Consider the following 23242-nt stretch of genomic DNA (forward strand, 5'->3'; position numbering starts at 1 on the left):
AAAATGCAAATCAGCTTTCTTGTCTGGATCAAAAGCTGCGCGACAGCAGCGACTTCAAATAGTCTGGCTGCCGGGCACGGAGCTTGGCTGCAGCATCCGCGCCGATCCACTCTTCGATGGCTACGTTCTCAAAGACTCCTCGTGTATAGCGGTCCGAACTGCTGAATGGTGCCGTCGCATCGATGTACACCTTTCGCCCCGTGCCTGCTGCATCCCCCTCAGCCAACATGCCGCTTACCTTGGCTCGCGGCGAGAGCATCAACCCTTCTCGCATGTCCGATCGGGTAATCACCGCCCACATGACATCGTCGGCATTGGTGATGTCGATGTCGTGATCTACCGCAATCACCCATCCCAGGTCGGAGTGCGCCGATAGCGCACCAAACGCCAGGTTGTTCTGCAATCCTTCATCGCGAAAACTCTTCCGCCGGATGCGAATTACCACCCCCAGGCAGCCGCGCATGGCCTGCAACACGTGGCAGTTCTCGAATACGCGCGGGCTGATGCGACGGCAGGCATCGAACACCGACGCCTCTGCCGGCAGCGCCATGAGGTTGGTTGTCTCCGCATTGACCGCCAGCGGGAACCAATACACCGGATTGTTGCGGTGTGTGATGGCCGTGACGTTGAATTCCCATACACGCCATGCCCGGCCCATGTAGCCACCGGCCTCAGGCATCATGCCTTTCTCGCCGTCTTTGCCCGAGTCTTCTTCCGACGCTAGTCGGTCAGTGTCGATATAGCCTTCGAGCACATACTCGGCCTCTGCCAGGCTCCACGCGCCTTCCTGTGAGCGGCACTTCACGAACTCCACGGCTTCCCCCTGGAGCGCGCCGGCCATACCCATCTCGTCGTAGCCTAGAGGCGTGAGGGTTTGTTGAGTGCTCCCCGAGCATGCCAACAAAACAGCAGGCCCTGCGCCTATATTCACACTGATGGGAATGCGCCGTTCGCCACGAGCGCGCAATTTGCGTGCAATCTCCAGCAGGTGACGCCCCGCCTGAATCGTGATGCAAGTCAGATTCGGACCAAGCACACGCATGCGATGGTATGAGCCGTTGAAGGCTCCCGTATCCGGATCGCGCACCAACGCCAGGCCACCTGTAATCACATAACCGGCATCGTCTGATGTCTGTTGCGTCAGCGGCAGGGTCTTGAACAAGTCAATTCCACTGGTGATCACGTTCTGCTGACACGCGGCGTCAGAGGTTTCCTTGGAGGCAATGGGATTCAATGCCGCATCGGCCAAGCGCTCAGGAAGATCAATCGAATCAATGCCGCACCAGCGCGCTATGCGCTTGCGATCACTGAAAACGTTGGTGACGATTCGCTGCCCTTCATGGCCCTTCACTTTGTCAAAGAGCACCATCGGTCCATTGTCTGTGGTCCGGGCAATTGACGCAATTTCCAGATAGGGATTGGCTTCGCGCGTAATGCGCAACAGGTCATCGTTTGCTTCTGCTTCGGCCATGGCGGCCGAAAGACTCTTGACAGCTTGCATCTTGTCTCCGTGGGTTTTTTATCTCATTTGTCCGGACTATATAAGAATGCAATCGCTTGTCAAGCGCATATGTGCGTAGGGCAAAAACGACTCGAGCACGGAAAATCCTCACTCATGGAGTGATGTATCGGTTAGGGGCGTGTTAACACGCCCTAAGGCGCTATATGGAAAGAGTTCAGTCGAACAGCGTGCGATCTAGCAGCTCGATTGCATCAGCCAGATCCGCGCGGTTTGGCAACTGGGACTTGCTCGCACGCAACGCATAGAACTGAACGACGTTGCGTATCGATTTGGGAGTCATCTGTTTGGCTTGGCCCGAACCCTTGGAGAAGGATAGGGCGGCCAATCGCATTAGTGCATGCCGCTCAGCTGCCAGTTCGGCTTTCTGAATCATGGCTCGCAAATCGCTCAGCTCTGGATCGTTCTTCGCGATGGCTCGCCGTGCCGATCGCAATGGACGAACCACAGTGTTGCGCCAGTCATGTACGCAGTTATCGGCAGTTTCCACATCGGATGAGGTAATGGGTGGAGCTCCGATGGCGCCGGACACATGCGCAAGATGCAGCATGACCAGCACATCAAGGTCCAACTCGTCCTGCAGGAGAAGGCACGCCTGAGAAACGCCCGGCCTGGAATAAACCTGCAGCGCGTATCTCCACGCCGCTTCGGCATTGGTGGCGGCGCCGCTATTAGCATCAGAAGGGAGTTTCATGTGCAGATATTGCCATTACATCCGTTCCTAAGCCAGCGTGTGGACTATGCAGCCCGCAATTGCGAGTCAGGGTGGATTGCCCCAAAAAGGCCGTAAGCGTGGCTAATCACCTATTCGGAAGTTGAACAGGAATCCACCCTCGCAGGCTATTGAAAAAGACAATGGACTCAGCGCGAGAAAGATCGGCTACGCGCACCACGCCTTCTTCAACCCGCCCTGACGAAATCGCCATTGCGCGTTCAATGCCAGGTAACAGACCACAGCTCAAAGGAGGCGTCAGCCATCTTCCGTCGAGCTTGACGGCGACGTTTCCTCGAGTGAACTCGGTCAACTCGCACGCGTCATTCCATAGCAAGGTATCAAACGCACCAGAGGCGGGCGCAAAGGAGTCGTAGTGGGCGCGGCGCGTTGTTTTGAAACGAACGAATTCCCCATGAGCCTCCAGCAGCGGCCTGGATGCAAGCTGGACCAAAACAGGCCCTGCAACGTCTGTCATCGCTGGCGCCTCGACTTCCAACTTGCCATCAGCATGCAACAAGAGGCGCACGCGGCGAACACCTTGCGGATGAGCATTTGTCAATTCCGAAAGAGCACGCAACGCCACGGACCTGTTCCACGGATAGCCAAAATGTGAAGCGCTTGCGGCCATGCGGTCCAGATGTGCGTCCATATGGCGCGCGGCGCCGTCTTCAATGCGCAAGGTCTCCAGAAGTGCAAACGGCGCGCTTGCCCGCTGCACGAAAGCTGCTTTGTGGTGCCACTCCTTCCATTCACTGTCGAACTTCGCATCTATCGTGATGCCACTACCAATTCCACAGCGAACGTCTTTTCCCTCTATTTCCAGCGTACGAATTGCGACATTGAAGGTTGCGGCGCCACCGGGCCGCAGAAGTCCGATCGCGCCGCAGTAGACGCCGCGCGCGTTTGGCTCCAGTTCGCGGATAGTGCGCATAGCCTGGATCTTGGGTGCACCGGTGACCGAACCGCAGGGGAAAAGCGCCGAGAAGACATCCGTAAGTGAGGTTCCCGCTCTCGTCCGGCCTACGACGTCTGTGGTCATTGACCAGACAGTGGGCAAGGGCTCCAGGTGGAATAAGCGCGGTACTTTCACACTATGGAGTTCGGCAATGCGAGACAGATCGTTGCGGATCAGGTCCACGATCATGACGTTTTCTGCCCGCTCCTTGGTGCTTGATACAAGTGCAGCCGCATTTTGTTCGTCTTCGTGCGGGGTTGCGCCCCTTCCGGACGTCCCTTTCATGGGTCTGGCCAGAATCGGGCCTCGGCCATTCTCGTCAGGCTGCCAATCAAAGAAGAGCTCTGGTGAGACGGAAAGAACCTGCTGCTTGCCTGTGTCTATGAAAGCGGCATAAGTGCCAGGTTGAGCGCGCTGCAATGCTGAAAATAGCGAAAACGGCGTGCCTTTACGCAGGGTTCCTGCCATTCGAGCGGTGTGGTTGATCTGATAAACCTCACCCGCTGCAATCCGCCTGTGAATGTCTTCAATGGCCGCGGACGCGTCTTCGGCTCGCAAAGGCTCTTCCCATTGGACTTCTGCCGCCTCCTGATGAGCTTGTGCCCAACTCTCTACATCTGCCTTGACTCCCTCGAACACCGCAAACCAGGCCAGTGGGCTGGACGAGCATTCATGCACCGAGAATGCAGCATCGAAAGCCGCTGCAGCTTCGTAGCGAACAAAGCCAACACACCAATATCCTGCCTTGGCAAAATCCTGCGCCTGACTGAGTACCTCTTGCACTTGATCCAGTACAGAGGCCTCAAGTACATGCAGGGGTGACTCGAATGCAGCTCGAATCGGCGGTTTACCTGCATCGGGAGAAATGAAATCTAGGAATGCGCGCACGGACAGGGTAGAGACTGACTCAGAAACAGAATACTTGGATTGAATCACACCGGGGGGTGTTCACACGCACTAGGGCTTGTTAACACGCCCTAGTCCATCTTCAACGACTTGGCGAGTTCCAGAATGGACAAAGGGGCCGAGCCCTCCGCCTTGTTGTTGATCGTCACGTAAGAAGCTTGCTTGGCGCCCGTGGTTCCTGCGATCACACGTGCCAATGCGTGGCGGGTTTCGAGATCAGGATCCACGATTCGATCAAAAGGCTCATAGGACTGCTTTGCTGTCTCATATCCATAGGCACCATGGCGGCGATGCAGATTCCATCTACAGACCAATGGGCCAGGCCAGAGCGCCCGCAGAATAGGTAACTGATCCTCAATCGGCGGCATCTTGGCGTGCAATCCAAGGCAATAGGTCGTTGGATTGAAAGCACGTGCTTCGCGGAGCATGCGCACCAATAGCGGCCCATTACTTGAGCTGAGAAACTCCGCATCGCGTACTTCTACAGCCACAAGCCCATCGGGAGCGACTGACGATAGGCTAGGAAGCGCAGCCAGCATCACGCCGATTCCGTCAATGATTTCTGGGATACGAGACAGTAATTGGTGGGGCAGGGGGCTGATCTGAAATACCAAAGCCCCCGTTTTCGGACCCAGCCCTTCCAGGGCCGGCGCCACGAACTCCCGAACAGCGAGATCCGCATTCAGGAATGCAGGATTGAGCGTCATGCCTCGCCCGTTTTCGGAGCGAACCTGTGCATCAGCCACCAGGCTAGGGGCTTTGACTACAAAGCGAAAGTGTTCGGGCACCTGAGCCGCATAGTGCGCGTATTGGCTGACACTCAACGGCCTGTAGAACGCTCTGTCCAGACTGACGGTGCGCAGCAGCGGGTGCCTTGAATAAGCGGCCAGCCCTTCTTTCGATAATTTGGCGTCTGCGTACTGTCCGCCCCAGACCAATCCGGTCCAGCCCGGAAAGGTCCAGGACGACGTTCCCAGCCACAACTGCCCAGGCAAGCTGCCAGCCACCGCCATGACTTCCTCGGACACGTCCGCAGGCTGAACACCTGCGCTCCGTCGTGCTGTGCGAACACGCACTGGTGAGGGAGGTGTCGGTGTGGCCGATGATTCAGGGGGTGATTCGTCTGTCTTTGTAGGCTCAGGCGGGTCTTCAGAAAAGAGCGAGGCTTGATCAACTGAGGCTGCCATGTCGCGGTGGGTTGGGTCAGGGTGAAGAAGTAGAAAAGGGCATGCCTTCGACTCGTCTCAACTTTTGGGCGTGCGCTACGATTATGCGTATTCCATCGTATTCACAATTGATCAGATTTCCGCGTCCTTGTTGCGCCCCTAGAAATGAATGAACCACAGGTCCTGCTGGACGACGCGCATTGGATGCAACAAGCCTTGGCGGCTGCACGGGCGGCGGGCGAGCAGGGTGAAGTGCCAGTGGGGGCCGTGGTCGTGCGCCACGGCCAGCTGATTGCCACCGGCAGCAATTCGCCGATCTCGGGGCACGACCCCACCGCGCACGCTGAAATCGCTGCACTGCGTGCGGCAGCCCTGAAGCTTGGCAACTACAGGCTGGACGACTGCGAGCTCTATGTCACTCTTGAGCCTTGCTCCATGTGCGCTGGCGCTATGCTGCACGCGCGTTTCAAGCGCGTGGTTTTTGGCGCGCCAGACCCACGGACGGGCGCCGCCGGTTCGGTTGTTAACCTGTTCGATCAGCCCAAACTGAATCATCAGACGCAAGTTTCAGGTGGCGTTCTGGAGCGTGAGTGCGGTGAACTCCTGCGGGAGTTTTTCCGTCCTAAACGCGGCAATCGCAATCCTCTTCGAGAAGACGCGCTACGCACGCCGGAGGCTGCCTTCTCCAATCTCCCCGGGTATCCGCGGCAGACCCAGTACATCAGTGACCTTCCAAACCTGGCAGGCCTGCGACTCAGCTACGTGGATGAAGGCGACCAAGCAGCTTCACGAACCTGGCTTTGCCTGCATGGAAATCCCACGTGGAGCTACCTCTATCGCCAAATGATTGCGGTGCTTTCTGCCGCTGGTGACCGAGTCATAGCGCCCGATATGCCGGGTTTCGGCAAGAGCGACAAGCCCAAACGAGAGGCTGCACACAGCTTCTCTTGGCACCGGCAAATATTGCTGGAACTGGTTGAGCGGCTGGATCTGACGAATGTTGTTCTGATCGGGCATGACGTGGGAGCGTTGCTGGGCCTCACCCTTCCCATGACGGACCCGCATCGCTACGCAGGACTGCTTGCCATGAACGCTGCGCTCCCAAAGGCAGACGTACTCCAGTCGGGGGGTTCTCTAGAGTGGCACCGGATGCTTATAAAACCTGGCGTGGATTTAGGAAGCCTTGTCGCACTCAGCCACCCGCAACTCTCCGCTGACGAGCAAAGAGCCTATCAGGCACCTTTCCCGGACGCCGGCTTTCGTGCCGCTATCCGGGCACTTTCGCTGACCACATCGGACTCTGGCGAGGATGAAAGGGCTGCTTTGTTGCAGAGAGCGCTGCAATTCTTAAGAAACGAGTGGGCAGGGCGTAGCTTGATGGTGTTGGGCGCTCAGGATCCCCTGGTCAGCCTCCACGACATGGAGATGCTGCAAGCTCAGATACGCAATTGCCCTGCGCCTTGGGTCCTGGAGCAAGCCGGTCATTTCGCGCCGGAAGCCGGGCAACTTATTGCCGAACACGCGCTCGCGTATTTTTCAGTGAGCTGAGAAATATACGGCCTTATACGTTTTCTAATATATTCATGGGCTGTGAAAGACAGTGTCGGTCCAACTTTCTCCGGTGGCGATTTGCCAACCTGGGTGAGGGCAGGGCGGTCCAGACTTGGCTCACCGTCGCAGTCAATTAACTCCAATAAATACCGAAGCTATGGCACATATCTATATTTACTCTCCCTCTGGTGCCGTGCGTGACCGAGCCGCTTTTCGGCGAGGCGTCAAACGCCTGGAGTCGCTTGGCCATGAAGTGGAGGTAGATCCCTCAGCGCTTGACAGCTGGCAACGATTTGCGGGTGACGATGCCACCCGGTTGGCAGCCATCGGTCGCGCGGCGGCCAGCGGAGCAGATGTCGCGCTTACATCGCGCGGCGGCTTCGGTCTCACCCGTCTTTTGCCTGACTTGCCGTATCGGCAAATTGCCAAGTCGATAGACAAAGGCACAGAGTTTGTGGGTTTCAGCGATTTCACCGCGTTCCAATTGGCATTGCTAGCCAAGACTGGAAAGATAAGCTGGTCAGGCCCTGCACTATGTGAAGGCTTTGGTCCCCTCGGTAGTTCGGACGACGCAAGTCTGAAAGGCAAGGCTGAAGCCTCCGGGGCCGGCCAAGATGGCCCGGACGAGATCATGCTCGCGTGCTTCGACGATTTGATCCATGGAGTAGGCGAGGGCACGGGTTGGCGTCTTCCCGCAGATTCCGCGAAGCTAGGACTTGAGGGGCTGCAGGCGCGCCACGCACCGCTCTGGGGAGGCAATCTTGCGGTGCTGGTCTCACTGCTGGGAACGCCGTATTTTCCTCAGATAAAGAAGGGCGTTCTTTTCCTGGAAGACGTGGGCGAACACCCCTATCGCATAGAGCGGATGTTGAGCCAATTATTGCTTTCTGGCGTACTTGCCCAACAACAGGCCATTGTCCTAGGGCAGTTCACTGACTACAGCTTGTCATCCCACGACAAAGGCTACTCCTTGGCCAAAGTGGTTGAGTGGCTGCGAGGGAAACTGAAAATACCGGTTCTTACAGGCCTGCCGTTTGGTCATGTCCCTACCAAGGTGCTCCTGCCGGTGGGCCTGCATGTGGAGCTTCTAGTGGAAAACAGAGAGGCGCTTTTGCTCTGGGGCCACATCCACAAGCACTGATCCCCTGCATTTCAATCAACTCACATACGCAAGGTGGTGGTGCGCGACATCATCCCCCTGGGCAGCATGCCATCAAACAGCGCTGATAGGCTAATCATTTTGGTATGAGCAACCTGTTCACTATGCAGGCCAGCCAACGCGGCCATGAGATCTGCACGTGCATACCAGAGCGCCTGGGCATCGCCGCTGAGGTGGATCCGGCGAACGACCTGGGGGTAGTGTTTGGCTCCATCCATACCCAGCATATCGAGCATTGTCAGACGAATGTCCTCAAGTCGATCCGCCTGCAGCTTTGGCAGCGGTTTAGGGGTTGTTTGCAGGCCTGACCGCCTACCACGCAGCCCTGCAAAGATGTTTGTAACGGTCCAAATCATGCCAAGATTGAACGTAGTTATTAGTAAGTTTGTAATCCTTAATGCTACTCCAGCTACGAGATGTGAGGGAGAAATATTTTCTACCTAGTTGGCTTATTCGTTGTCGAACTACGACGATTGCTTGAAAAACTGCTCAGCGATTGGCGCCAAGCGTGTTGAATTTCCTTTTCAACCCCATCATTGCGAAGTATTGGGCTTACATAAGAGGGCGCCATCGCAGCGCTAAAAGTATCTCTTTGGTTGAACCTACGCCCTCGCCACCTGTCTCGCCTCCTATGGACAACCCCCTGCAGACTATCGTCTTTATTGATCTCGCAGACAGTACCGCCGCCTTTCAGGCTCTGGGAAATGAAGAGGTTGCCGGGGTGATATCCAAGCTCACGCAATGGATAGGAAGGGTCTGCGAAGCGCACAATGGGCGAATCGTCAAATTCCTGGGGGACGGCGTGCTTGCGGAATTTGATAGTGGATCCGCTGCCGCTACTGCAGCTGTCTTTCTTCAGCAACAACATACCGCAAGAATCCGGCCCTGGCCAAAGCCACTGCGCATGGGCTTGAAGATCGGGCTTGCATCAGGCTTGGTGGTGCGCATGGGTGACGATGCCTACGGCGACCCTATCAACATCGCCGCCCGCTTATCCGATATGAGCGGCTCCAATTCCATATGGGCCACTGAATCCGTCATTGGGCAGTTGCAGGGTCCGAGGGAGAACGTGCCTCCCGATGCGCAAGAGAGCGTGTTGGAGCGCGTGCGCTACCGCACACTGGGCACGATTCAAATCCGTGGCATTACCGAGCCTCATTCCGTATTTCAAATTGAGTGGAACGACGAAGTCTCGACGGACTTGATGACCGTGCGAGGAAGCCTGACAGAATTCGGTCGCGTCGATGCGCCTAAGGCCGAGAGCACGTTATTGCTTTCCTGGCTGGATACGCAAAGAACGTTTCGGGATAGCGAAATGCCGATCGAACTGGGGCGCGCGACCAGCAGCGCCTTTATAGTGAGCGATCAACGTGTCTCACGCAAGCATGCACGGATAGAGTGGCTCAACGGCGCCTTTGTACTGACAGACCTTAGCAGCTACGGCACCTGGCTCCGTTTTTCCGGCAAGGTGGGCTCCGAGATTCAGCTTCGCCGTACCCAATACATCCTGCATTCAAGCGGAGAGATGGCGCTAGGTGCACCATTTACAGACTTCAGCGCGCCGACGCTGACGTTCAGCGTGAATTCGGGCAAAGGGTGGGCAGACTAAGTGTTCCGGCTCAACAGGGAGCTGCTGAAGGGCCAGACTGAGACTCTGGCCTTTTCATTGCGCATGAGACTTTACATAATACACATCGTATGAAGTAATTCTAACACGACAGATACCCCTGCACGTACGGGAAACCCGCGTCAGCCAAGGCCGTAAGCTTCGCTCGATGTACCGCTGCATGGGCATGTCACGCTAGGACTGCGCGAAGTTCCTTCATGTCACCGAGTGCTGTTTGCATAACTGGGAGTCTGGCCACCATCCGGTGCCGTTAGCAGCCTTCAAGCTGAGGCGGCTGCACCTGCGCTACGAGCTGGACTGGCAAGGCTGGCACATCACCGCTGGCAAGCTCTGGAGGCCTGAAGGCCATGGCCTTAACCCGCATGACACCAAGTCGTGGTCCATGCTCCATCGACGCGCGGAAATCGGTAGCCAGGCCATAAGCCAGTTGTCCAGGCTTCAAGCCATCAATGTTGGAAAGCCAGGAGCGCAGCCGCCGAAGGGCCCCGCTTGTGGGGTGGATACGGCGGCGAAGCACCAGGCGGTTCCGGTTGCTTTTAGGCGTGGGGGTAAGGTAACACCTCACCTTAGTCCCACCCTTCACGGCTTCTTGGCGACCAAAAGAGTTTGTAATGGTGCTGCAATCGTACGAGTGGAGCTTGCGCTTAAAGTCAAGAACCACCCTGCTCCACTCACTGCTTGTGCGCGCCCTGCTGACGTCCATATCACCCGAACGGGTGATAGACATGTGTTGGCCCACAGCATAGGCTCGTACCCATCCCAAAATCCGTCCGCAATATATGGCTCAGAATTTCGCCGCTCGTGCAATCCATGCGCTTTTTCTAACGTTTAGCCTGATTCTTTGCGCAAATGCACAGGACAAATGGCTCATGTACGACGAAGCCAGTTCAAAAGGTGTCTATCTTTTTGAGAATGGAATACGGTATGAAGGAGGCGTACGCAACAAACAATTCCACGGGCACGCGGTCATGACTTCCCCGAACGGTCAACGCTTTGAGGGAACTTATGTCGACAACCAGCGGACCGGTCATGGGGTCATTGTTTCAGCAAGTGGGCAACGCTACGAGGGTCAGTTTTTAAATGGTAGGCGGACTGGCAAGGGAATATATACCTGGCCAGATGGCCAGCGTTACGAGGGCGATTATCTAGATGGGAAGGAACACGGGTATGGCGCCATGAAGTTTCAGAGTGGGAATCGGTATGAAGGAGAATTTATAGCAGGAGAAATGTCGGGGAAAGGCATATATTCCTGGACCAATGGTCAGCATTACGATGGCGATTTTCATGCCGGATTTCCACACGGCCGGGGCATCATGAAATTTGTAGCCGGACATCGGTATGAGGGGCAAATGGCGGGCGGAAAAGTACACGGCCACGGAGTCATGTTCTACGCTAATGGCCAGCGCTATGAAGGTCAGTTTGTGAATGAGAAAATGGCAGGTAAAGGGGTTTTAACCTGGCCGACAGGGCAACGATACGAAGGCGAATTTTTGGATGGAAGAGAAAGCGGGCATGGCTCCAAGCTGTACGAAGGTGGTGAGCGCTATGAAGGGCAATTTTTAGAGGGGAAGCGAGCGGGCAAGGGTGTTTATACATGGCCTTCCGGTCAGCGTTATGAGGGCAACTTCCTCAACGGGGAAGAATCCGGCTATGGAAATCTGGTTTATCCAAGTGGACAGCGCTACGAGGGGCAGTTTTCAGGCGGCAAACCATCCGGAAAAGGGGTTCATACTTGGCCATCCGGTAAACGATACGAAGGCGACTTTTTGAATGGGGAATTTGATGGCTGGGGTGAAATGCGGTATGCAGACGGAGATCGCTACGAAGGAGAATGGAAGGTCGGTAAACGCGTCGGCCCCACTCAGAACGAGGCTCGGGGACGTCAAAATACGGGCAATACATCCCAGTTAATCGCAGGCTTAATAGGTGCTGCGGTCATTGGGAGTGCTCAGGGCGTAGGAGACGCCGAAAAATTGCGTATGACCGGTGGGTTTCTCGCTGACGTGGCTACGAACGGTCAAGCAGGTGGCATCCAGGGCGCCACTCGAGATATTCGATCTGCACAATCAATGTCGGTCAATGTGCAGCAAGGCTTGGAAGAGCAGCAACGAAGAGCTTTGGCAGCGGAGAAGGCTCGCCAGGAAAACCAAAAGTTGCTTGCTCGTGCCGAACAAGATAGACAACAATTGCGTGCTCAAATTGAACAACAAAAGCAGCAGTTGGCTGCTCAAGCTGTGCAGCAAGCACAGCAGTTGACGACAAGTACGAGTACAGGCACAGGACCGCAGAACTTGGTGTTGGCAGCTCGCTCTGATCCACAAAACCCGAGGACACCTGGTAGTCAGTCACAGGATTCACAAGCGTTTCCGCCGGTGCTGGAAACCAATCCCTATGAACTCTATCCAGATGCCTCCTCCGCTTGGAATTTGCCGAAATCCCCCTGGCTGGGAAACACCAGAGTAGCGGATACTCGCGTGGCGGCATGCGATGCTGTCTTGAAAGTCGTCGCCCAGCAGATTCAAGAAGAAAATGCCAGGGGCTTCATGACCGTTACCGAGAAAACAACGTGTGTATGTCGCACAACTGGGAACCATGGCGAAATGCCTCCCAGGGCAAAAGGTTGGCAGTGCGGAGCGTACTATCAAGCGAAGGATACGGGCAAGAGGAGAGGTTCGGTGGCTCGTTGAAGTTTCAGTAGGCGAAAGCAGGCTCTGCGTTTCTTTCCCTGACTAAGTCACGTGTTGGGTTTCGCTGCAGATCGGATAATTTCTTTCAAGTCCTGCGGTACTGGCATGACCTTGAACGGGCTGACATTGGCTCCGCCTGTATTGCCAGTTGGCACCCACCCTGCAGCCGTCTTGGTGGCTGCGCCGATGATGCGAATGACCTGGCCCAGAGCTTCTGAGGCCCTGCCCTTTCTCCAAGCCCAGCGCAACATTTCGAAGTGGACCCGTACATGTTGCACCGTAGATGCTTGACCAAGGACGTGAGCACGCTCAAGGTGTTTGAAGCTGGATTCAGCCCTTGCCGAGGCTTCCAAGGATTTGGCGATGGCCAATTCTGCATCCACTGCAGGTCTAATTCTTTTGCCGAAGGTGTTCAAACTTCTTCCAGACCTGATGTTGCTGTTGATCGCAGCTATTAAAAACCTTGTAGTAACTTCAGAGTCAACCCCCGGCTTAACTAGAACCGCCTAAGGCCAGATGGCATCATGCTGGACGCCTCACGGGGTGAAATGAGTGAATTCGAGCTGGTGCACACGCTATGGACGGCCTTACAGGCCACAATCGCAGGATGCGAATATTCGCCCTTTCAGACATACACGCCGACTACCAACCCAATATGGCCTGGGTTCACCAGCTTTCTCGAGGTGAGTATGTAGACGACCTGCTAATTCTCGCTGGAGATGTCAGCCACAAACGCGAGTTGCTTGATGAATGCTTGACGGCTCTGGCTCAGCGGTTTCGGCAGGTTCTTTTCGTACCTGGGAACCATGATCTTTGGGTGATCGGGCAGACACCGGCCATAGACTCTCTGGAGAAATTCGAGCAGGTAAGGCATACAGCCATCCAATGCGGAGCAACGATGGATATAGTTCGACACGGACAATTGCTGGTCGTACCGCTCTTGGGCTGGTATGACTATTCCTTCGGCGAGCCAGGTCGTGAACTGCTTCGAGGATGGACCGATTACCGGGCCTGCCGCTGGCCAACTGGGTTCCAGATGGAAGACGTCGCTGCTTATTTCGAAAAGCTCAACGTCGTTCCGAGTGCAGACAGTGCCCGTATGCGAATTACCGTTTCTCATTTTTTGCCGCGGATAGACCTGATTCCTTCATTCGTTTCCGCTCGGCATCGCATTCTGGACCCGGTGTTGGGCACCACACGGCTGGAAAAGCAATTGCGTCAGCTAGATCCGTCGATACATGTTTATGGTCACAGCCACATCAACCAGTCTGTGGAGTTGGAAGGCGTTCGGTATGTCAATAATGCGTTCGGAACACCCCAGGAAACGCGCATCACGGCCAAGCAATTGGTTTGCATTGAGGAGGCTTGGTTTTGATGAACTCTTCAAAGTTCTGCGAAAGTCAGGGCGCTCACGTAGACCTTTGGCTGGCCTACTACGGCGAGTTCCAGAACGACGACCCTGCCCTGCTTGAGCTATTGAATCCTGCAGAGCGCGAGCAACAGGCCCGGTTTCATTTTGGAGATGATCGCCTCCGTTACCTGGTGACTCGCGCCATGGTGCGAAAGGTGCTCTCTCGCTACGCCGACGTCGCCCCGAAGGCATGGAATTTTGAAAACAATGCCTATGGGCGCCCTGAAATTTCAGGTTTGCACACGCAGGCCAGTGGACTTCGATTCAATTTATCGCACACCGGTGGATTGATTGTGCTGGCCGTTTGCCGGGCATTCGAAATGGGTGTCGATGTGGAGCATCTTGACAGGAAAGCTGCGTTGGGCGTGGCCGAGCGCTTCTTTTCTCCCGTTGAGGCCGCAGAGCTTGCGAGCCTGGGCCTTGAACTGCAGTCTCAAAGGTTTTTTGATTATTGGACTCTCAAGGAGTCCTATATCAAAGCGCGTGGTATGGGCCTGTCTATTCCACTTGATCGCTTCAGTTTCGCGTTTCCAACTCCCGAAACCGTCAGTCTGCGCACTGATCCCGTTCTTGGCGATGACGCCGGACGATGGCAGTTTTGGCAATTGCGGTTGCCAGAAAACTATCAACTGGCCATTTGCACGGAGAAACCCGCTAAAGGGGTCAGAGCGCTGAAATTCCGCCGAATGGCAACCATGGACGAATTCACCCCGTTAGAGGTGCAAACGCTGAGGATGTCAGTCTAAAAGCCTGCCTGCCCCCTTTGCGGGCAGTGTTGGTTACCACTTTCCTTTCGAAGAGGATGGACTGGCCCGCAATGCAGCGGTGAGAAGCTCAACCGCGTCTGGACGCTCCGCTTTTTGCGCAAAATCCAGGGCGGTCAGGCCCTGCTGATTGCGCATACGCAGATCAGCACCGGCCTGTATCAGCAGCTTGACGGCTTCAGGAGCGCCATAGGACGCCGCCATCATCAAAGGGGTGGTTCCGTTCGGTGATTCTGCATCGATGAAAGCGTGCTCTTCAAGCAGCAGTTCCATGAGCTTCAACTGGCCGTTGGTGGCTGCATAGTGAAGTGGGGTCCAACCGGGCTTGTTGACGTCGGCACCCTTTTGTATCAACCGCTGTGCCAACTCCAGATAGCCTTTGAAGGACGCCATCATGAGTGGGCTCTCATCGGTGGGATTGCGTGTTTCGGGCTTGAGACGGGAAGAGTCGATCAGCAACCGTGCAACCTTGAGCGAACCTTCCTGCAAAGCCATATACAGGCCTGGTACGCCGCGCTCGTCTTTGGTGTTGGGGTCAAAGCCTCGCGCCAGCAAATTGCGCATAGCGATGTCATTGTCCTGCTTGATGGCGCGGATGAATGAATCTGCGTCGTTCGCCCAGGTCATAGGCGCCATCAGGATCATGCAAAAAGCCAGTAGGCAGCGAATTGCGGTACTTTTCATGAGACAACCTTAGGAAACAAACTAGTGAAATTGGCGCTTGTCTGCGCTGCAATGTGGTCTACGCTGGTGCCACGCAGCTGAGCCAGATGCGCTGCGACATACGGAACATAAGCGGGCGAATTGGTTTTGCCGCGAAAAGGCACCGGCGCGAGATAAGGAGAATCTGTCTCGATCAAAAGACGGTCATCTGGCACCATGCGTGCCACTTCGTGAAGTTCCTTGGCGCTTTTGAACGTAACAATGCCGGACAGGGAAATATAAAAACCCATATCAAGCGCGGCTTTGGCAACCTCACGTGTTTCGGTGAAACAGTGAAAAACACCTCCTGCACCTGAGGCCCCCGCGCCCTCCCCCTCCTCGCGCAAGATAGCCAGCGTATCTTCAGATGCTGCACGCGTGTGAATGACCAGCGGCAAGCGGGTGCGCTGCGCTGCTCGAATGTGTGTGCGAAAGCGCTCTCGCTGCCATTCCATGTCGGTGATGGAGCGGCCGCCTTTGCGTTCTTCCATTTGATAGTAATCGAGCCCGGTTTCTCCAATGGCGACCACGCGTTCTAGCGCAGCAGCATCCACCAGATCGTCTTCAGTGGGCTCCAGGACGTCTTCATTGTCAGGATGGACACCCACGGTAGCCCAGAAATTGTCGTAGGCCTTGGCCAAGGCGTGCACCTGGGGAAACTCTTCCATAGTGGTGCTGACGCACAGCGCGCGGGTGACCTGAGCCTGCGCCATGGCGGCGCGCAAGCCCGGCATGTCAGCGCTGAGCTCCGGAAAAGTGAGATGGCAGTGTGAATCGGTAAACATGAAAACCTAAAAAACCGTGGCGCCCACTGAACCGTGCCTAACGACCTGAACTTGTTTCAGATAGTCTGCGTGGGTCGCTCCGACGTGAGTGAAGCCCCCAGGATTTCCTCGATCTTTGCTTTGAGTTGAGCGGACTTTTCGTCCTTTGGAAAGCGAATGCCAACGCCTTGAGTGCGGTTGCCTGCCGCATCTGCCGGCGTGATCCAGGCGACTTTCCCAGCCACCGGGTAGCGCTGCGGATCATCAGGCAGTGACAGGAGTAGATAGACCTCTTCCCCCAGTCGATGCTCACGCGCCGTGGGAATAAAGATGCCCCCTTCAGTGAACATGGGAATATAAGCAACGTATAAAGCTGCTTTTTCCTTGATGGCGAGCTGGATGACGCTAGGACGTGCCATAGATGTTCAATGCCTGGAGTTTAATGCTTCGCGCGCCGAACTGACCAGAGACTCTGCAGCCAAGCCTGGATTCAATGGATGTTCGGCGCTTCTTGCGGACTGAACGAGTTGTCCCCACCACCGGGTAAGTGCGCCCAGGGGCAGCGGCTTCGCGGGCAGATCCTCCGCTGCAAAGAATCTGGGGGACGCGCCTAACTGTAGCGCAGTCACATCGTGGCAGAGTTTTTGCAATCGAGCGACCGCCTCAGGTAACGGAATGTCCGACAAGGCCGCCACGTCACCCTTGGCCATGGCCCGCGGCAACAGTTTCCATGACTTGGCATTCATGGCGCTGGCGGTTCCCGCCAAGGCCGCAGCGGGCCGACCGCCGGCTGCGTGCAGCATGGTCTGGGCATCCTGCTCCGACATTCCATTGCTGGCCAACCAGTTCGTGGCCTCACGGGATTCCGGCCACGCCATCACATGCGTCAGGCAGCGGCTGCGGATGGTAGGGAGCAACAGATGTGCCGCATCGCTGGCGAGGACAAAACGGACGTCACCAGGCGGCTCTTCGAGCGTTTTGAGCAGCGCATTGGCTGTGACCTGGTTCATGCGCTCTGCGGGGTAAACCAGCACAGCCTTGCCGCGCCCTCTGGCGCTCGTGCGCTGGGAAAATTCGATCACGTTCCGCATCGCTTCGACACGGATTTCGCGGCTCGGTTTGCGCTTCTTGTCGTCGATTTCTGCCTGGGCTTTCTCCGACAACGGCCAGCCGCGCTCGATCATGACCGTTTCAGGCATCAGAACGGCCAAATCCGCATGGGTGTGCACATCAATGGCATGGCAACTGGTGCATTGACCACACGCGCCTTGAGCAGTAGGTACATCACACAACCACGCGCGTACCAAGGCATCAGCCACGTCGAGTTGCCCCAGACCAGAGGGCCCCTGGAGCAACCAGGCGTGGCCGCGTTGGGCCAGCAGGCTTTCCACTTGCCGAGAAATCCAGGGGGCAGTCGCGCTCAAATCCACCCCCTCGAGTGTACGGACTGGCAAACGGCCTGCCATACCTGTTCGCGAGACTGGTTGGCATCGACGCGTGCGAACCGTGACGGGTCTTCTGACATCCGGCGTTCATAGCCTGCACGCACGGCTTCAAAAAATGTGATGGGTTGAGATTCGAACCGATCCGGAAGCCGCGCCCCCGCGAGCCTTTCAGCGGCTGTGGAGGGCGGAAGGTCAAACCAAAGAGTCAGATCTGGCTGGCGCAACTTGACGCCCGAGGCCTCGGAGACGGAAGGAAGAGATTGCACCATGCGCTCAAGCGTTGAGAGCGTTTGCCAATCGAAGCCGCGCCCTCCCCCCTGGTACGCAAATGTGGCGTCGGTGAAGCGATCGCACAGCACCGCGTCGCCGCGCGCGAGTGCAGGTTCTATGACTTGCTGCAAATGATCGCGCCGCGCAGCAAACATCAGCAAGGCCTCCGTCAAGGGATCCATGGCCTCGTGCAACGCCAGCGACCTTAGTTTTTCCGCCAAAGGCGTGCCGCCAGGCTCTCGTGTCAGCACAACTGTCCGGCCAGTCCCGCGTACGCGCTCGGCCAGAGCCTCCACATGGGTGGATTTGCCAGCGCCATCGATGCCTTCGAAACTGATGAATAAACCCTGCGCGGTCATCGAATGCCTCTTTGGTACTTATTGACAGCCCGATTGTGTTCGTCCAGGGAACCGCTGAAATGGCTGGAGCCGTCGCCGCGCGCCACAAAGTAGAGTGATCTGGTGGATGCAGGTTGGACGGCGGCAATCAAGGATGCCCTGCCAGGCATGGAGATTGGAGTCGGAGGCAACCCGGCGCGGGTGTAGGTATTCCAGGGTGTGTCGGTGGTTAGATCAGTACGGCGCAAATTGCCGTCAAACTTGTCTCCCAAGCCGTAGATAACGGTCGGATCGGTCTGCAGACGCATGCCAATTTTCAAGCGATTGATGAATACCCCGGAGATTTCCGGCCGGTCCCCATGAGCGCCGGTTTCTTTTTCGATGATGCTGGCCAGGATCAATGCCTCCGACGCGGACTTCAGCGGCAGACCAGGCGATCGGGCTTCCCACGCCGCGGCCAGCTGTTTGTCCATCAAGTGCAAGGATTGGCGCAGCACTGCGAGGTCACTCGTGTTCTTGGTGTAGTTGTAAGTGTCTGGGAAGAACCGGCCCTCAGGATGGACACCGGGCAATCCCAGCGCTTTCATGATGGCATCGGACGACATGTCCCGGGTCTCGGGGCGGAGGTGTTCGGCTCTTGCCAAGGCGGCTCGTACCTGCTTGAAATTCCATCCCTCAACCAAAGTCACAGCCAGTACGATGCGATCACCGCGTACGAGCTTGTCGAGCAGAAGCTGAGGCGTCATGCCACGAGTAATTTCGTAATCACCTGGCTTGATGGTCTGGTCTGGGTTGGCTGCCAGTCGAAAGTACGCATACAGCAAGGTTTCTTCCGCACGAACGCCTCCTTCGACCGCTTTGCGAGCAGCCGTTCTCAGCGACGCGCCGGGAGGGACGCTCATCTCGACCGTTTCAGCGGCCAGGCTTAGTGGCTGGCTTGCCCACCACCAGAACGCGCCTGCTGCAGAAACCGCGAGTAAAACTGCCAGAAGCAGCAATTGAAAAATACGACGCACAACCCTTCAAACCACAGAACAATAAGCCGACCATGATAATTCAGTGCATGAACTCCCCAGATGTCACTTTGCCCACTTCTGTTACCGCCGAGGGTGGTGCAGCCCGCTTGACTCACCTAGGAGTGATCCGTGTACTGGGTGAAGACGCTGCCAAGTACCTGCAAGGCCAGCTAACCCAGGATATGGTCCTGACCAAGCCGGGTGAGACCCGCCTTGCTGCTTTTTGCAACCCCAAAGGGCGTATGTTGGCGAGCTTCATAGCGCTGAAAGTGACGCAGGAAGAAATTTTTCTGATCTGTAGTCGCGACATATTGGCCGCGACCTTGAAACGCCTGTCCATGTTTGTGCTTAGATCCAAGGCCAAGCTGACTGATGCCACAGAGCAGTTCGATCTTTTTGGCCTGATTGGTCAGGCAGCCCAGAGTCAAGTTGCGGCGACCGGCCAGTACCTTTGCCCATTGGCACCCGCAGACAATCTCGCGCGCGCCATTCTGGTTTGCCCAACGGATATCGCAGGGCCTTCGGATGAGCTTGGCGAGTTGGACATTGGCTCCTGGCACTGGGCGGACGTGCGCAGCGGCGTCGCTCTGGTCACCCAACCCGTCGTTGAAGCGTTTGTTCCTCAAATGCTCAATTACGAGTCCATCGGGGGCGTGAACTTTAAAAAAGGCTGCTATCCGGGGCAGGAAGTGGTTGCGCGCAGTCAATTTCGAGGTGCAATCAAACGCCGTGCCTTCGTGGCCCATGTGAACGGTGCTGCGCAGGCAGGCCAAGAGATCTTTACCAGCGCGGATGCAGAGCAGCCCTGCGGTCTGGTGGCACTCGCTGCCCCTGCACCTGGGGGCGGAACCGAGGTGATCGCTTCGCTGCAGCTAGGCGCCCTCGACGGAGCTGACGCGTTGACCGTGGCCGGTCCAGGCGGCCCCACCTTGACGGGGTGGCACTTGCCCTACCCGTTACTTGACGACATTTGACCGCTGCATATCACACCTGGCTTGCAATGCGCTTCAGGGTGGGTCTGTTCAACCGTTGGGGTTGTCAGTTGAGCTGACGGCCCATGTAGACGTGAGGAATTCCCACTTCTTCGTACGGATCACCTCGTCGCGTGTAGCCCAGGCTGCGATAAAACGGTTCTGCGCTGCACTGAGCTCCTAGTATGACCTCCCGGTCGCCGCGTGCACGCGCAACCTGTTCCAGGGCGTTCATGACAGCCTGGCCTACCCCCGCGCCGCGTACCGATTGAAGCACCGCCATGCGGCCAATGCGTGAAACACCGGGAGAGTCCTGCAGCAGCCTGCCAGTACCCAGGGCTTGGCCCAGATGATTGCGGACCAAGGCGTGAACGGCGGTCGGGTCTGCGCCGTCCCACTCGTCTTCACTGGAAATGCCCTGCTCATTTACAAAGACCTCAGTTCGTACGGTAGCTGCAGCCTGGCCGAGTCCAGACCAGTCGCCTGTCTGCACATCCAGCATGTGTTTGCCCGCTTCAAAATCATCCAGCAACTGGCGTAGCGCTGTCGGCACGGAGCGAGAAGTCTGCGTTGCCGGGTCGGCAAACACATAAATCAATTCGCCCGTGATGAGAAGTTGATCTCCCCGGAAAATAGCGCCGCTGATGGTGATGGAGGAGTTCCCAACACGACTGCAACGCATGCCGATATCGAGCCTGTCATCCCAGCGCGCAGAAGCATGGAATTCGATCGAAGCCTTGCGTACATAAAGATCGCCTCCCAACTGTTCCATAGCCTGCGCATAGGGCATGGCCAATGCTCGCCAGTAGCCTGTGACTGCGGTGTCGAAATACATCAGATAGTGCGCATTGAAGACGATCTTTTGCATATCGACCTCTGCCCAGCGGACGCGCAGGTGGTCAAAAAATCGGAAGTCGTGGCGATTCATAGGCATGAGAAAACACAGGAGGTTGAGCGTGCGGGCGCAAGCCGAGGAGAGAGCAACTAAGCAGAGCTCAACGGCTGAAGGCTTCTCGCATGGCCGCCGCCGCATCGGAATGAAGCTGGCGCGCTTCCACGATAGCACGGCCCATGTTGATGAAGCCATGTACGACGCCCCTGTAAATCTCCAGATCTACCCTGACGCCAGCAGCGCGCAATTTGTCAGCATACAACACGCCTTCGTCTACCAGAGGGTCGCATTCGGCCAAGCCGATCCAGGCGGGAGCAACCCCTTCGGCGTCGTCAGCGCCCAAAGGAGAGAAGCGCCAATCTGCGCGATCTGGCATGTCAATGTACTGCGCAAAAAACCAATCGATCAGGTTCTTATCCAGAACCGGTCCATGGGCAAAGTGGGCGTGAGAATCCGTATCTTGGTACGCAGTGGTACCCGGATAGATCAATAACTGCAGGGACAAGGTCAATCCTGCATCCCTGGCCTGAAGGGCACTGACGGCAGCCAGCGTGCCCCCAGCGGAATCACCTCCTACCGCCAGACGCTGAGTGTCTAAACCTAATGCCACGCCTTCGCGTGAGAGCCATTGCAGTGCATCCCAAGCGTCATTAGCAGCCGTTGGAAAGCGAAACTCAGGGGCCAGACGGTAGTCGAGGGACACCACAGCCGCACCACTGCCATGGGCTAGGCTGCGGCAGAACGTATCGTGAGACTCAATACTGCCGATGGTAAAGCCGCCTCCGTGCAGATACAGCAAGACAGGCAAGCCAGCATCCTTACTTGGTGCATAAAGTCGAGCCGCAAGCTTGAAGCCATCGCGCGCGGGAATGGAAAAATCCTCGACGCGCGCCAACTCTGCCTTGGGAAGGTCCAGCACGCCGATGGACTTGGCGTAAGCGGCCTTGGCCTCCGCGGCACTCAGCGTATGCATGGGCGGGTAAGGCGCCCTTTCCATGCGCTCTACGAGTTGGCGCATAGCCGGCGTCAAGCGCGCATGGATATCGGGGCCATAGGCTGGGACAAAGGTATTCGAAGAAGCCAAGACCTGTGCTTTCTGTGGATTGAGCCAGCGATCCTATACGGGAAATCACAGTCTTGCACTCCCGCTGCCGCTCACTTGATCAGTGCACGCCAAATCGCGAAACGGGGCAACCAACAGCCTTGAATTTTTCAAGACTCCCTTTCAAACCAGATAATCGAACAATGACTGTCAATACTGCAACAGGGGAATCGAACAAACCAGCCTCTAAGGAGACCGTGCTGAAAATTTCTGCGGGTGGGCAGCCACTGGGACCGGCGCAAAAACAGTTCAACCAGCTTCTGGCGAAGATCGAAGCTGGAAAGGCTGCATTGGTCGAACTGCGACGCCTGCTTTCCACCCATGTGCCCGAACGCGCGCGCCGACTTCAGCCCCTCATCTTGCAAGCCAACCAATTGCGTGAGCAAATGGTGATATGGCTCGATCAACGCCTTACAGACTCCAAAGGCTTGTCGAAGAAGTTGCAAGACGATGTCACCACCATCTTGCTGCTCCTGGCTGAAATTTCGCTTAAAGATGAGCCTGTGAACCCGGCTATAGCTGAAATCCACGCAAGACGAGTGCCGGAAACTTCAAACGCACCGGATGAAGAGCAAGCCATCGCCGAACTTAAAGGCGCACTTGCTGACGCATTCGGACTGGATTTCGAAGAGTCAGACCCTACCGAATCTGTCGAAGACTGGTTAGAGGTCGAGCTTGCCCAGGCCAGGGCAAGGCAGGAGGCAGTCGAGCGAGCGCGTGCGGCCCGGCAAGCGAAGCGACAAAAAAACCCAACTAAAAACAAGGAAGTCCAGGAGGCTTTGGATGCAGACAAGGCATTGAGGGAGATCTATCGAAAACTCGCCAGCGTGCTGCACCCAGACCGCGAGCCAGATGCAGATGAGCGCGCTCGCAAGTCAGCATTGATGGTCCAGGTCAATATCGCGAATGATCGCCGAGACCTGCTGGCTTTGCTTCAATTGCAGCTGCAGATCGAGCAACTGAACCTGCAAGACGTCGCATCCATGGCTGATGAGAAGCTCCGCCGCTTCAATCGAGTGCTGAAGGAGCAGGACCAAAGCCTGCGTCAGGAACATGAGCAATTGGCGATGCAAATTCGTGACGGACTTGATTTGCCCTGGAATAGCTCAGTGACTGAGCGCAGCATAGAAGCGGCACTTCGCGCTCAAATTCAGCAATTGCAGTCTTATATTGCCATGATGCAGCATGACTTGGTGAGCATTCGCCAGGACGCAGCACTCAAACGCTGGGTAAGGCAGCAGATCAACTTGATGTAGATGCGCCGAGCGAGAGATCTCCGGCA

Annotated in this window: 23 protein-coding genes; 8 read left to right on the forward strand and 15 right to left on the reverse strand. The window is 56.5% G+C overall.

The window, feature by feature from the left end; all coding sequences use genetic code 11:
* Positions 1–28: 28 nt before the first annotated feature.
* The 4 genes from ABIE13_RS03075 to ABIE13_RS03090 form a co-directional block, all read right to left on the reverse strand.
* Entirely contained in the window at positions 29–1501 is a 1473-nt protein-coding gene (locus ABIE13_RS03075) for a UbiD family decarboxylase (protein ID WP_354441025.1), read from the reverse strand.
* Positions 1502–1676: 175 nt separating this feature from the next.
* Positions 1677–2213, reverse strand: coding sequence for a TIGR02444 family protein (locus ABIE13_RS03080; RefSeq protein WP_354441026.1), 537 nt, complete (start codon positions 2211–2213; stop codon positions 1677–1679).
* A gap of 106 nt (positions 2214–2319) precedes the next feature.
* Positions 2320–4077: an aminodeoxychorismate synthase component I gene (pabB, locus tag ABIE13_RS03085; RefSeq protein ID WP_354441027.1), complete on the reverse strand. Its 1758-nt coding sequence runs from the start codon at positions 4075–4077 to the stop codon at positions 2320–2322.
* Between the two features lie 89 nt (positions 4078–4166).
* Entirely contained in the window at positions 4167–5282 is a 1116-nt protein-coding gene (locus tag ABIE13_RS03090; RefSeq protein WP_354441029.1) for a DUF72 domain-containing protein, read from the reverse strand.
* 144 nt (positions 5283–5426) lie between these two features.
* Here ABIE13_RS03090 and tadA point away from each other — a divergent pair, with 144 nt between their 5' ends.
* Positions 5427–6809, forward strand: a complete 1383-nt coding sequence (gene tadA / locus ABIE13_RS03095; RefSeq protein ID WP_354441030.1) for a tRNA adenosine(34) deaminase TadA — start codon at positions 5427–5429, stop codon at positions 6807–6809.
* Positions 6810–6969: 160 nt separating this feature from the next.
* Positions 6970–7953 carry an LD-carboxypeptidase gene (locus tag ABIE13_RS03100; RefSeq protein ID WP_354441032.1) on the forward strand — a complete coding sequence of 328 codons (984 nt, stop codon included), beginning with the start codon at positions 6970–6972 and terminating at the stop codon, positions 7951–7953.
* A 20-nt stretch (positions 7954–7973) separates the two neighbouring features.
* Here the strand turns inward: ABIE13_RS03100 and ABIE13_RS03105 are convergent, their stop codons facing one another.
* Positions 7974–8327: a hypothetical protein gene (locus tag ABIE13_RS03105; RefSeq protein ID WP_354441034.1), complete on the reverse strand. Its 354-nt coding sequence runs from the start codon at positions 8325–8327 to the stop codon at positions 7974–7976.
* A gap of 275 nt (positions 8328–8602) precedes the next feature.
* Here ABIE13_RS03105 and ABIE13_RS03110 point away from each other — a divergent pair, with 275 nt between their 5' ends.
* On the forward strand, positions 8603–9580 hold the full coding sequence (locus tag ABIE13_RS03110) for an adenylate/guanylate cyclase domain-containing protein (protein WP_354441036.1): 978 nt from the start codon (positions 8603–8605) through the stop codon (positions 9578–9580).
* A 268-nt stretch (positions 9581–9848) separates the two neighbouring features.
* Here the strand turns inward: ABIE13_RS03110 and ABIE13_RS03115 are convergent, their stop codons facing one another.
* A complete protein-coding gene (locus ABIE13_RS03115; protein WP_354441038.1) occupies positions 9849–10115 on the reverse strand; it encodes a hypothetical protein in 267 nt (88 codons plus the stop codon).
* Positions 10116–10377: 262 nt separating this feature from the next.
* Between ABIE13_RS03115 and ABIE13_RS03120 the strand changes: the two genes are divergently transcribed.
* Positions 10378–12285, forward strand: coding sequence for a hypothetical protein (locus ABIE13_RS03120; RefSeq protein WP_354441039.1), 1908 nt, complete (start codon positions 10378–10380; stop codon positions 12283–12285).
* Between the two features lie 47 nt (positions 12286–12332).
* On the opposite strand, the gene ABIE13_RS03125 is transcribed toward ABIE13_RS03120, so the two are convergent.
* Positions 12333–12701 carry a DUF3703 domain-containing protein gene (locus ABIE13_RS03125; RefSeq protein ID WP_354441041.1) on the reverse strand — a complete coding sequence of 123 codons (369 nt, stop codon included), beginning with the start codon at positions 12699–12701 and terminating at the stop codon, positions 12333–12335.
* A gap of 191 nt (positions 12702–12892) precedes the next feature.
* Between ABIE13_RS03125 and ABIE13_RS03130 the strand changes: the two genes are divergently transcribed.
* Both ABIE13_RS03130 and ABIE13_RS03135 read left to right on the forward strand, forming a co-directional pair.
* Positions 12893–13660 (forward strand): metallophosphoesterase, encoded by a 768-nt coding sequence (locus ABIE13_RS03130; RefSeq protein ID WP_354441042.1) that lies wholly within the window; start codon positions 12893–12895, stop codon positions 13658–13660.
* On the forward strand, positions 13660–14442 hold the full coding sequence (locus tag ABIE13_RS03135) for a 4'-phosphopantetheinyl transferase family protein (protein ID WP_354441044.1): 783 nt from the start codon (positions 13660–13662) through the stop codon (positions 14440–14442). The genes ABIE13_RS03130 and ABIE13_RS03135 overlap by 1 nt, the downstream gene beginning before the upstream one ends.
* A gap of 33 nt (positions 14443–14475) precedes the next feature.
* Here ABIE13_RS03135 and ABIE13_RS03140 read toward each other — a convergent pair whose 3' ends face one another.
* The 6 genes from ABIE13_RS03140 to mltG are packed head-to-tail and all read right to left on the reverse strand — an operon-like array spanning position 14476 to position 18995.
* A complete protein-coding gene (locus tag ABIE13_RS03140; protein WP_354441046.1) occupies positions 14476–15144 on the reverse strand; it encodes an ankyrin repeat domain-containing protein in 669 nt (222 codons plus the stop codon).
* Positions 15141–15947: a TatD family hydrolase gene (locus ABIE13_RS03145; protein ID WP_354441048.1), complete on the reverse strand. Its 807-nt coding sequence runs from the start codon at positions 15945–15947 to the stop codon at positions 15141–15143. The genes ABIE13_RS03140 and ABIE13_RS03145 overlap by 4 nt, the downstream gene beginning before the upstream one ends.
* Positions 15948–16003: 56 nt before the next feature.
* On the reverse strand, positions 16004–16345 hold the full coding sequence (locus ABIE13_RS03150) for a PilZ domain-containing protein (RefSeq protein WP_354441050.1): 342 nt from the start codon (positions 16343–16345) through the stop codon (positions 16004–16006).
* Positions 16346–16351: 6 nt separating this feature from the next.
* Positions 16352–17350, reverse strand: a complete 999-nt coding sequence (locus ABIE13_RS03155) for a DNA polymerase III subunit delta' (RefSeq protein ID WP_354441052.1) — start codon at positions 17348–17350, stop codon at positions 16352–16354.
* Complete coding sequence (gene tmk / locus ABIE13_RS03160; protein WP_354441054.1) at positions 17347–18000, reverse strand: dTMP kinase; 654 nt, start codon at positions 17998–18000, stop codon at positions 17347–17349. Before tmk ends, ABIE13_RS03155 begins: the two co-directional genes overlap by 4 nt.
* Positions 17997–18995: an endolytic transglycosylase MltG gene (gene mltG / locus ABIE13_RS03165; RefSeq protein ID WP_354441056.1), complete on the reverse strand. Its 999-nt coding sequence runs from the start codon at positions 18993–18995 to the stop codon at positions 17997–17999. The genes tmk and mltG overlap by 4 nt, the downstream gene beginning before the upstream one ends.
* Before the next feature lie 47 nt (positions 18996–19042).
* On the opposite strand from mltG, the gene ygfZ reads away from it, so the two are divergent.
* Entirely contained in the window at positions 19043–19969 is a 927-nt protein-coding gene (gene ygfZ, locus ABIE13_RS03170) for a CAF17-like 4Fe-4S cluster assembly/insertion protein YgfZ (RefSeq protein WP_354441057.1), read from the forward strand.
* A 64-nt stretch (positions 19970–20033) separates the two neighbouring features.
* Here ygfZ and ABIE13_RS03175 read toward each other — a convergent pair whose 3' ends face one another.
* Both ABIE13_RS03175 and ABIE13_RS03180 read right to left on the reverse strand, forming a co-directional pair.
* Positions 20034–20894 carry a YbgC/FadM family acyl-CoA thioesterase gene (locus tag ABIE13_RS03175; protein ID WP_354441246.1) on the reverse strand — a complete coding sequence of 287 codons (861 nt, stop codon included), beginning with the start codon at positions 20892–20894 and terminating at the stop codon, positions 20034–20036.
* Between the two features lie 67 nt (positions 20895–20961).
* On the reverse strand, positions 20962–21876 hold the full coding sequence (locus tag ABIE13_RS03180; protein WP_354441247.1) for an alpha/beta hydrolase: 915 nt from the start codon (positions 21874–21876) through the stop codon (positions 20962–20964).
* 227 nt (positions 21877–22103) lie between these two features.
* Between ABIE13_RS03180 and ABIE13_RS03185 the strand changes: the two genes are divergently transcribed.
* Positions 22104–23216: a J domain-containing protein gene (locus tag ABIE13_RS03185; protein ID WP_354441059.1), complete on the forward strand. Its 1113-nt coding sequence runs from the start codon at positions 22104–22106 to the stop codon at positions 23214–23216.
* Positions 23217–23242: the final 26 nt, after the last annotated feature.

It is taken from the genome of Ottowia thiooxydans, from assembly GCF_040548795.1.
Classification (GTDB): Bacteria; Pseudomonadota; Gammaproteobacteria; order Burkholderiales; family Burkholderiaceae_C; genus Ottowia; species Ottowia thiooxydans_A.